Source organism: Peribacillus sp. NPDC096448, from assembly GCF_044762675.1.
GTDB lineage: Bacteria > Bacillota > Bacilli > Bacillales > DSM-1321 > Peribacillus > Peribacillus frigoritolerans_B.
In genome coordinates this window covers 216,005-225,826 of record NZ_JBIWEU010000003.1, presented here as the reverse complement: position 1 = coordinate 225,826, position 9,822 = coordinate 216,005, and the positions used below count along the sequence as shown (strand labels likewise).

Below are 9,822 nucleotides of genomic sequence, written 5' to 3'. Positions count from 1 at the left end.
GTCATTATCGCAGCGTTTTTTCTTCTTACAACAATCGTGATGCTCATTATCGCAGCGTTTTCTCTTCTTACAACAATCGTGATGCTCATTATCGCAGCGTTTTTTCTTCTTACAACAATCGTGATGCTCATTATCGCAGCGTTTTCTCTTCTTACAACAATCGTGATGCTCATTATCGCAGTGTTTTTTCTTCTTACAACAATCGTGATGCTCATTATCGCAGTGTTTTTTCTGCTTCCAACAATGATCGTGATGTTCATTATCGCAGCATTTTTTCTGCTTCCAACAATGATCGTGATGTTCATTATCGCAGCATTTTTTCTGCTTCCAACAATGATTGTGATGTTCATTATCGTAGCATTTTTCCTGCTTCCAGCAATGATCGTGATGTTCATTATCGCAGCATTTTTCCTGCTTCCAGCAATGATCGTGATGTTCATTATCGTAGTGTTTCTTCTTACAACAATCCTCGTGATAAGACATAGAACCGTCACTCCTTTCTATCTTTTAAAATATAAATAAAAGCAAAGCCTTCTCTATTTAGAGAGGGCTTTTCTAGTCAAGACAAAACTAACATTTAAGTTGCTTATGGCGCAGCATTAAAAATTAAATGATGGTGGAGTAGTCGGAGAGTCACAACGACGGTCATTTACGTCGCAAATACCACCATGTGAATCTACAATAACTTGTCGAGTCACTGTAATTGTAGTGCGTAGTACAACCTTGACTAAAATGGCATTGGTAGTAACAACTCCCGTGCCGGTTACGAATGGAGTTCCTGCTTGAGTAAAGATTCCTTCTACTACGGGTGTGGGTTCTATTACTGTATCCTCAGGGCAGGCACCTGGAAAATCTGTATGCTCCTGGAATGGTAAACTCGTTATAAGCACGGCTGTTGCAGGAGTGGTTGCTCCTGGTGCCAAAAATGTTACTGTAATAGTTACAGAAATAAGCCCGATGTTAACGACTTTGTCCCTAATGATTGACGTGTTACGGGTAATACTACCTGTTACAACAGCTACTGAAACAATAGTGGAGCCTGCTGGAATTGCAGGAGTAAACGCGGTAAAAGGAAATACTGATTCTGCAACCTTTTGTACCGCTTTTGAGCCTACAACTGAATTAACGAGGACGCAGTCGCTGTTTAATGGTGCAGCGAGTTCGCGTTCTGGAGCTTTAAAATTACATTTGCAAGCAGAAACGTCATCAGACTTACAAACCTTACATGATTTTTTGCATTTTGAATGATGATCAAATTTTGAATGAGAATCAAATCTTGAATCATTACCGAATCTTGAATCATTCCCGAAACCCAAGTCGCTGTCGGAACATGCAGAACCCCAGTTGCTGTGCATTGGATTATTTTTACCGAAATTTCCCATGAAATCTCAATCCTTTCTTGTAACTATTTTTTTTCGAAAATGAAATGGAGTGTAGTATCGAACCGTACTAACCACTGCCAAAGTTATTTTCGAGTAGTTACAAAATATAGTATTAATAAAATAAGGCAATTGCTTGGACAGGTTGCTTATTTTTCCGGACAAACTATAAATATTTATAGGTTTATAATTTAGCATTAGCGGTTGTATGGAACGCGGTAAAGAAATGAACGAATATAAAAGGGAAGCAAAAAGCTAAACAATGAAAAGCAGTGCATACGAAAATAAAGATATAGCCAAAAAGGGCTTCTTTGCTCGGTTTTTATAAAAAGTGAACAAAGAAGTCCTAGGCTCTTTTTAAGGCATCCCAACGAAGTTTCGTTTCCATTACCGAAGTTTAGATCTATGAGGGTTATAGAGGGAAATTCAACTGTTAACTCTTTAATAATGTTCGAGGTGTTTTTACCGTTTTTCTAATTCGACTGGGGTTGGTAAAGGGGGTATGCAGGTTAGCAGACAAGTAAGAGATTTATGCTATAATTATCCAAAAAAGGAGAAATCTTTTGACGGCGTTAATTATCTCTGTATATATAACTATTACACTTGTATCGCTCTTTACTTTCGCTGGGCCTTATTCGCCCTTGGTTGGACTTGCAGTCGGGATCCCTATACATATTCTAATATTACTTACACAAATATATAAAGAAATAAAAGTGATATCTAAAAAGCTATAGTAATAGCTTTTGCCAACTCTATGTCCTGTGCAGTAGATATAATTATAGTTATTCCGAAAAAAAGAAAGGAGTGGGGGTATTTGGGTTTAAATATCGGTGATTTAGTATATCAACTTATTATGTTTATTTTGTTGTCTGGTATGATTTTTGCGGTTTACTTTTTTGTTCGTTCTCTTCTTGCAAGGTCAAACAAATCCAATAGAATGGAACAAAAACTTGATAGAGTTATTGAGCTGCTTGAAAAGGATAAAAGAGATTAATTTCTTTATATCCTTTTCATTTTTTGTTCCCTGGTCAAGAAGTCGGATATACTTTAGTGATTTCATCTAGTGTAAAAAAGGTTATAGAGCATATAACCGCAAAGATAAAGAAACCCCCCGGGTCAATAAAGTATGTAGCCAATCCGAAACCAATATGTATTAATCCAGATAACCAGAAACGAATATTGTAAAACTTCATTGAGATAAATTCAGCCATCAGTGAGACTGGTAAGCCATACGGAAATTTCCAATTAAACTATAAAAAAGCACAACCATAATGATCAGGAAATCTCCATCCAATTTAAAGGATGGTTCTTCAAAAATCGAAACTAGAAATAAACCAATTGTAAGGGTCACTGATGAGTAGAAGGCCACTTTGATTTTTCTGAATTTGTCTTTAAACAGAAGCTTCCTATTGACAGGAAATACGAACGCGATCGTTATAATAGCGAGTAAAGTTTTAATTAGTATGGGTGTAGATGAAACGAGTACTATTGTTAGCAGAACAGCCATGGAAAAAACAAGAATATAAGAATTTCCTTTTATCATAAATACTTCGGACCTTTTTACCTTCATTGTGCAATAAGCTGAAGTTAGTGGGAATTAGATGTCGCGAACAAATTTCAATGAGTAAATAAGTTGTCGGGCAGAGCTGCATGAAATCTCCAAACAGTAAAATTACGTGCGGATATACTTAATTTAGTTCGTGAGGGTGGTTAAAAAAAAGTTTCCGGTGATTTTTGTGTCATTATCCTAATTAGAACATAAGTTGAATTAACCCATTTAATTTTTTCCTCCTAAACAAATAAGGAGATGTTTCTATTGTCAAATTGTGGTCATGATTCAAATTGTGGTAACGATATTGGTGGATTTGGTGGCGGTTTCGCTTTTATAGTCGTATTGTTTATCCTTTTAATCATCGTTGGAGCTGCTTGTTTCGGCGGCGATGGAGGTAACGATTGCTGTTATCCCGTTCAAGGATATGGCGGTTTCTGCTAACAAATGTATAAAGAAAAGCCGACCTTTATTGGTCGGCTTCTTTTATGCTGATTTATTCGCTTATTCCTTTATCGCGAAGTAAGCTTCATGACTGAATCGATAATTATATCCCAGTCTTCACTATGAATCTCATGCCCTGATCCATCAAGAGTCACTAATTCAGCTTGTGGGATGGCTTTCGCAAGAGCAAGCCCGTGCTCGTAAGGCAAGGCTGGATCTTCTGTGCCATGAATGATGAGGACAGGTACGGAGATCTCACCCATTCGATCGAAATATTCGTCCCCGCCAGCAAGCAAGGCATGATTGAATCTGCTTGGTAGCTGTTTGGCACGGTCCGCCTCTCTTGTTGCCAGTTTATGCATTCTTTCCTGCTCATAAGGTTTGGAACCGGCTAAAGTTTTCCATCCATCCGCAAGAAAAGCGATGACCGCCTCTCGATTTGACCAATCTATGGAAGCACTCATTGCATGATGATCCAATATGCTCTGGTCCATTGGAGGCAGTTTTTCCATTACAGTCCCGAACACACTTGATGCAATTAGCGTAAGTGTAGTTACGCGTTCCGGATATCTTAAGGCAAGAATCTGGCCGACCATACCGCCTAGGGACATTCCAACGATAGAAGCCCGCCCTATGGAATAAGCGTCCAGGACACCTGCGGCATCGTCAGCCAAATCCGTTATTGTATAGTTGGAGGTACCGGGTTCATAAACGGTAGATCGTCCGAGATCCCGATGATCGTAGCGAATGACGAACCTCCCCGAATCGGCGAGGCGGAGACAGAAGTCATCATCCCACCAGTCTAATGAAGACATCGCTCCCATGATCAATAGCACGGCAGGGTCCTTAGGGTTCCCAAAGCTTTCTGTACATATATCCACTTCATTTATTTTCAGTATCTGTTCACTCATGTTTTTTACCTCCGTATTAAATATTATCCAATAGCCGTTACCATGGCGCAGATCAATATATACTTTCCGGAGCATGATGATTGGCCTGCGCTTTTAATTATCGCAGTCTAACCCACTTAATAATCATGACGCGGCCTCCTTTTAATATTTGTAAAATGGGAGGTATCCCTATATTACTTTAACATGGCGGATTTCTTTGTGCCACCAAATTTTCCCACATTTCCATGCGGACAGAAAACCCCGAATACAGAGCACCTTTTTTGGTGCCATTTATTCGGGGTTTTTAACATGCATTTTCGTTTTTATTGAGCTGTATATCCGCCATCTAACACGGCAGCCTGGCCTGTGATGCCCCGTGCCTTGTCGCTTGCGAGGAAAATGGCGTAGTCGGCAATTTCGCTTACATCGAGTAAGCGGTTTTGTGGGACAAGCGGATAGATGACCTCTTCCAAAACGCTTTCTAGCGGTACTTGTCTTGTTTTAGCCAGGTCCTCCAATTGACCGCGGACGAGAGGCGTGTCTACGTATCCTGGGCAAAGGGCATTGACGGTTATGCCAAAAGAGGCGCTTTCCAAGGCGGCGACTTTCGTCAAGCCGATTACACCGTGTTTGGCACTATTGTACGCTGCTTTGTTGGCGAATCCAATCAGACCGTTAATGGAAGAGATGTTGATGATTCTGCCGAAGCCTTGTTCTTTCATGATTGGCAAAACGTTCTTAATTGAGATGAATGGCGCGGTCAGCATGATTTTGATCATCAGTTCGAACTTTTCAGTTGGAAACTCTTCAATTGGTGCAACATGCTGAAGGCCGGCGTTATTGATGAAAATATCTATTCGTCCATATTTATCTTTAGCTTGTTTGATTAGTTGGATAATATCCACTTCACTTGTTACGTCAGCTTTTAAGCCGATAACCTCCAAGCCGTTGTTCCTTAGGTCTAGAGCAGCTTTTTCAACTGTGTTTTGATCAAGGTCGGACAAAACGACCTTTGCTCCATTTTCAGCAAATATCTTTCCAATCTCAAAGCCGATTCCTCTAGCAGATCCAGTAATTATCGCCACTTTATCTTTAACCATATTACATTCCTCCAATAAAAAATGTAATGGTCCAGGTCTGTCATTTTATGTCGTAAACAGGGAATATTCCACGGAGTAAACTCCATTGGAAATATAAAGGGAAGGTTATAAAAATATGGTTTAGGTTAATGAGTAAGAGTCTATCATGATTTTCAAGATAAAAAAAGAATTTTATTTCCCCTTATCGTTGGCATGGATATTGCATATATAAAAAGGTGAGTAAATAAAGGTAATTGAAACGGAAAGGGGAAGCTGGATGATTAAAAAAATAGCCATTATCGGTTCAGGTGTAATGGGTAGTGGAATCGCTCAGTCTTTTGCAGTTAGCGGATATATCGTCACCATTAACGATATAAAGGAAGAGTTGCTATACCATGCCCAAAATCGAATTTCTGAGAATCTATCACTGCTCATTGAAGAAGGGGCTTTGACTGATAAGGAAAAGCAAGGTGCTTTAGCGAATATTACATACAGTGTAGATTTGGAAGGGGCAGTAAGGGATGCTGATTTTATCATTGAGGCAATTCCGGAAGTCATCGAGCTGAAATTAAATCTATTTCAGCAACTGGAGGAAATAATCAAACCGGATGCAATTGTTGCTTCAAATACATCGACCTTTCCGATAACTCAATTGATGGAGAAGGCCTCGTTTGCGGAGCGAATGGTCATCACGCATTTCTTTAATCCTGGCCATTTGGTTCCATTGGTTGAAATTGTTCAGCATGATGAAACGAAGCCGGAAATCGTCAAGACAACAATGGATTTAATGCGTAAAATCGGCAAGTCTCCGATTCTCTTGAAAAAAGAAATAGCAGGATTCATTGCGAATCGTCTCCAGACTGCCTTGATGAGGGAAGCCTTCTATCTATTGAAAGAGGGCGTTGCCGATGCTGAGGATATCGATACGGCGATAACGGCTGGACCGGGTTTTCGATGGGCATTTACCGGGCCGATCGAGATTGCTGATTTTGGCGGACTTGATACATGGCAGCGTGTTTTCGATAATGTTTCACCGGTATTGGACCAGAGTAAGGAAGCCCCTGATTTGATTCGTGATTTGGTGGCTGAGGGAAAGCTTGGGACGAAGTCGGGAGAAGGCATTTTTACGTATGAAGAATCTACCGTTTCTCAAAAAATCAATGAGAGGGACCGCAATTTTATTAAACTGGGAAAATTAAAAATGGAGAAGGAGGAAGTATTATGAGAGAAGTAGTGATTGTAGGGGCAGCAAGAACACCAGTTGGTGCGTTTGGAGGCAGTCTTGCCAATGTTTCGGCGGTTGACTTGGGAGTTGTGGCCGCTAAGGAAGCGATTAAGCGTGCAAATATCTTGGCTGACATGATCGATGAGGTATTGGTTGGAAATATTCTATCTGCTGGATTAGGGCAAAATGTGGCACGTCAGGTTGCGATTCATGCAGGAATTCCGGAAACAACGCCGGCCATGGCGATTAATAAACTTTGCGGATCTGGCCTCCGTACGGTCATAATGGGAGCGCAATTCATTGCCCTTGGTGATGCCGATGTGATTCTTGCCGGCGGTATTGAGAGCATGAGCAATGCCCCGTATTTACTGCAAAATTATCGTTTTGGGCAGAAAATGGGCAATGCCGAAGCAGTCGATTCAATGACTTATGACGCCTTAACGGATGTTTTCAATCAATATCATATGGGCGTGACTGCGGAAAATATTGCCGAGCAGTGGGGAATCAGCCGGGAAAAGCAGGATGAATTTGCTTTAAATAGCCAAATGAAAGCTGAAAAGGCGCAGCTTGAAGGACGATTTGCAGAGGAAATCGTACCTGTTGAATATAAACGCAGAGGAAAGACGATCTTGGTGGACCAAGATGAACACCCACGACATGGGCTGACGATAGACCAGCTAACGAAGCTGCGTCCTGCATTTAAGGAAAATGGAACGGTTACGGCAGGAAATGCATCCGGAATCAATGATGGGGGTGCGATGTTAGTCCTGATGTCTAAAGAAAAAGCGGACGAGCTCGGACTGGAAGCATTAGCGACAATCAAGACATATGCAAACGCCGCGCTTGATCCGAAAATCATGGGATACGGTCCAGTTCCTGCGACAAGGAAAGCTTTGGCAAAAGCGGGATTGACAATAGATGATATTGATTTGATGGAAGTGAATGAAGCCTTTGCGGCACAGTCGCTCGCCGTGCTTAAGGACCTTGAACTGAAGCCGGAGAAAGTGAATGTGAATGGCGGGGCGATTGCCCTGGGTCATCCGGTAGGCGCTTCCGGTGCCCGCATCTTAGTGACTTTATTGTATGAAATGAAGCGCCGCGATGCCAAAACAGGCCTTGCCACCTTATGTATCGGTGGCGGACAGGGAACTGCGCTGATTGTGGAACGGTAATGACTTGGCCCCATTTTCCTATGATATAATGGAGGAAACTTCAGACGGATTAAGGAGAAGAGGAATGGCCAGCGATAATGAAACTATTCAATTGGAATTAGTGAAAGCGATATTGGAAGAATTGCCTTTTGGTGTTTTGGTAACGAAAAACGAAAAAGAAATCGTTCTATGCAATCGCGTATTATCCGAGGCTTTTGCTGAGAATCAATTTGATCGGCAAATAAATTTGATTTTAGAAAAAAACCTTGTACCAGCTGTAAATACTCCGATCCGTTTGAATGATAATAATGGGATCGTCAGAAAAGCCATCATTCAAATGGGTGATGCGGAGTATCAGATTTACCTCCTATTATTTACAAATAATAAAAGTGATTTTCTTAATATCGATAATCATGAAGAACTTTTGTTTAAGGATATTATCGAGTTTGCCTATGACGGCTTGGTGATGGTCGATACGGAAGGGTATGTCCAAATGCTGAGCCACGCTTATGCGGATTTTCTTGGGGTCGATCAGGAAAGCTCCATAGGGAAACATGTAACGGAGGTCATTGAAAACACCCGTATGCATGTGGTCGCCAAAACTGGCAAGCAAGAGGTCGCTGAATTACAAAAAATTAAAGATAATTATATAATTGCGACCCGCTCCCCGATAAGGAAACAAGGTAAGTTAATAGGGGCGGTCGGGAAGATTCTTTTTAAGAATGTCGGGCAATTTACGGCTCTTTCCAAGCGGATAAATTCACTTGAAGTAGAGCTGAAAAAGTACAAAGGCGATTTTCGTGAGAGAAATAAGGCCTCATATACGTTTGATCATTTGATGGGAAGAAGTCCCGCTTTCATGGAAGTGAAAGGTCAAGCCCAAATTGCTGCTAAAAGCGACTCGAATGTATTGATTTTGGGCGAAAGCGGAACAGGTAAGGAGCTGTTTGCCCATTCCATTCATAATGACAGCAGACGGGCCATGGGGGTGTTTGTCAAAGTGAACTGTGCCGCCATCCCGGCGGAGCTGCTGGAGTCAGAGCTATTTGGCTATGAAGAGGGTTCTTTCACTGGTGCAAAAAAAGGTGGAAAAGCTGGCAAGTTCGAAGCGGCTGAAGGCGGGACGATTTTTCTGGATGAAATCGGCGAGTTGCCACTGCATATGCAGGTGAAGCTGCTCCGTGTTTTACAAGAAAAAGAGATTGAGAGGGTCGGTTCTACGGGAAGTATTCCGATTGATGTACGGGTAATCGCTGCAACGAACCGTAATCTGGAGGAAATGGTCTCGAAAGGGGAATTCCGGCTTGATATGTATTACCGGTTGAAAGTTTTGCAAATCCAAGTTCCTTCCTTAAGGGAGCGACCGGAGGACATTGAAATACTGGTAAATCATTTTGTTGAAAAGTACCAGAACCTTATGAAGAAACGCGTAACGGGGATGAGCGATCAAGCTTTACGGCTGCTGCGTCATTATAAATGGCCGGGTAATATTCGCGAGTTGGAGAATATCATTGAACGCGCAATGAATATAGTTGATGAAGGGGAAATGATACGTTCCAAGCATCTCCCTAAAGAAATAACGGGTCATAAAGAAGCAGTCTCGATCCGCACTTTAGCTGAAGTAATGGATGAAACCGAACGGGCCGCAATCGTTTCCTGTTTGGAAATGACTTCTGGTAATAAATCAGAAACGGCAAAGAGACTCGGAGTGAGTCGAACAACACTGTACGAAAAAATGAATAAATATGGTTTATGATTGTAGAAAGGACCCTTTTACCAAAGGGTCCAGACTGTAGGCAAATTCGAAGAAAATCGAGTTTGCCTGCAGTTTTTTTATTTTAAAAACGTTCAAGGTGCTTTCAGGAATCTGCCTGAAGTGAACGCAATGTTTCATTTAAACACCCCATCCCCATAAGCTTTTACTAGCAAAGATTTTAGTGTGTTAGGAAAACCGTACATAAAACGAGAGCGAATGTAAATATTGTAAGAAAAGGCTTACACTTTTTTGGAATTTATACTTGTGTGTACTGAAACCTTGACAGTTTTAAGGGATGTTATTTTTAAAAAGGGAAAGAAAATGTTTGAAAAAGCTTTAAAAGATGAGA

Annotated in this window: 9 protein-coding genes; 5 read left to right on the top strand and 4 right to left on the bottom strand. The window is 41.2% G+C overall.

The genetic code is table 11. The features are described from left to right. Positions 1-440 (bottom strand): hypothetical protein (locus ACIQ0C_RS07260; RefSeq protein WP_403058596.1); only part of this gene is annotated, 440 nt, incomplete at its 3' end. 159 nt (positions 441-599) lie between these two features. Next, positions 600-1,382: a hypothetical protein gene (locus ACIQ0C_RS07255; RefSeq protein ID WP_403058593.1), complete on the bottom strand. Its 783-nt coding sequence runs from the start codon at positions 1,380-1,382 to the stop codon at positions 600-602. 811 nt (positions 1,383-2,193) lie between these two features. Between ACIQ0C_RS07255 and ACIQ0C_RS07250 the strand changes: the two genes are divergently transcribed. Next, the gene (locus ACIQ0C_RS07250; protein WP_403058590.1) at positions 2,194-2,373 is read left to right on the top strand and encodes a DUF4083 domain-containing protein; all 180 of its coding nucleotides are present in this window, start codon (positions 2,194-2,196) and stop codon (positions 2,371-2,373) included. Positions 2,374-3,195: 822 nt separating this feature from the next. Further along, positions 3,196-3,372 carry a YjcZ family sporulation protein gene (locus tag ACIQ0C_RS07245; protein ID WP_402838124.1) on the top strand — a complete coding sequence of 59 codons (177 nt, stop codon included), beginning with the start codon at positions 3,196-3,198 and terminating at the stop codon, positions 3,370-3,372. A gap of 68 nt (positions 3,373-3,440) precedes the next feature. On the opposite strand, the gene mleCBF is transcribed toward ACIQ0C_RS07245, so the two are convergent. Continuing rightward, on the bottom strand, positions 3,441-4,283 hold the full coding sequence (gene mleCBF / locus ACIQ0C_RS07240; protein WP_403058587.1) for a CBF family alpha/beta fold macrolide esterase: 843 nt from the start codon (positions 4,281-4,283) through the stop codon (positions 3,441-3,443). A gap of 302 nt (positions 4,284-4,585) precedes the next feature. Next, positions 4,586-5,362: a 3-hydroxybutyrate dehydrogenase gene (locus tag ACIQ0C_RS07235; RefSeq protein ID WP_403058584.1), complete on the bottom strand. Its 777-nt coding sequence runs from the start codon at positions 5,360-5,362 to the stop codon at positions 4,586-4,588. A gap of 256 nt (positions 5,363-5,618) precedes the next feature. Between ACIQ0C_RS07235 and ACIQ0C_RS07230 the strand changes: the two genes are divergently transcribed. From ACIQ0C_RS07230 to ACIQ0C_RS07220, 3 genes are all read left to right on the top strand, one after another. Continuing rightward, entirely contained in the window at positions 5,619-6,566 is a 948-nt protein-coding gene (locus ACIQ0C_RS07230; RefSeq protein ID WP_403058581.1) for a 3-hydroxyacyl-CoA dehydrogenase family protein, read from the top strand. Then, positions 6,563-7,738 carry an acetyl-CoA C-acetyltransferase gene (locus ACIQ0C_RS07225; RefSeq protein WP_403058578.1) on the top strand — a complete coding sequence of 392 codons (1,176 nt, stop codon included), beginning with the start codon at positions 6,563-6,565 and terminating at the stop codon, positions 7,736-7,738. The genes ACIQ0C_RS07230 and ACIQ0C_RS07225 overlap by 4 nt, the downstream gene beginning before the upstream one ends. Positions 7,739-7,802: 64 nt before the next feature. Continuing rightward, positions 7,803-9,473 carry a sigma-54 interaction domain-containing protein gene (locus ACIQ0C_RS07220; protein WP_403058575.1) on the top strand — a complete coding sequence of 557 codons (1,671 nt, stop codon included), beginning with the start codon at positions 7,803-7,805 and terminating at the stop codon, positions 9,471-9,473. Positions 9,474-9,822: the final 349 nt, after the last annotated feature.

Excerpts from the sequence above, each read along its gene's own strand:
- ACIQ0C_RS07255 (WP_403058593.1), bottom strand. The coding sequence starts at position 1,382 with ATGGGAAATTTCGGTAAAAATAATCCAATGCACAGCAACTGGGGTTCT.
- mleCBF (WP_403058587.1), bottom strand. The coding sequence starts at position 4,283 with ATGAGTGAACAGATACTGAAAATAAATGAAGTGGATATATGTACAGAA.
- ACIQ0C_RS07235 (WP_403058584.1), bottom strand. The coding sequence starts at position 5,362 with ATGGTTAAAGATAAAGTGGCGATAATTACTGGATCTGCTAGAGGAATC.
- ACIQ0C_RS07230 (WP_403058581.1), top strand. The coding sequence starts at position 5,619 with ATGATTAAAAAAATAGCCATTATCGGTTCAGGTGTAATGGGTAGTGGA.
- ACIQ0C_RS07225 (WP_403058578.1), top strand. The coding sequence starts at position 6,563 with ATGAGAGAAGTAGTGATTGTAGGGGCAGCAAGAACACCAGTTGGTGCG.
- ACIQ0C_RS07220 (WP_403058575.1), top strand. The coding sequence starts at position 7,803 with ATGGCCAGCGATAATGAAACTATTCAATTGGAATTAGTGAAAGCGATA.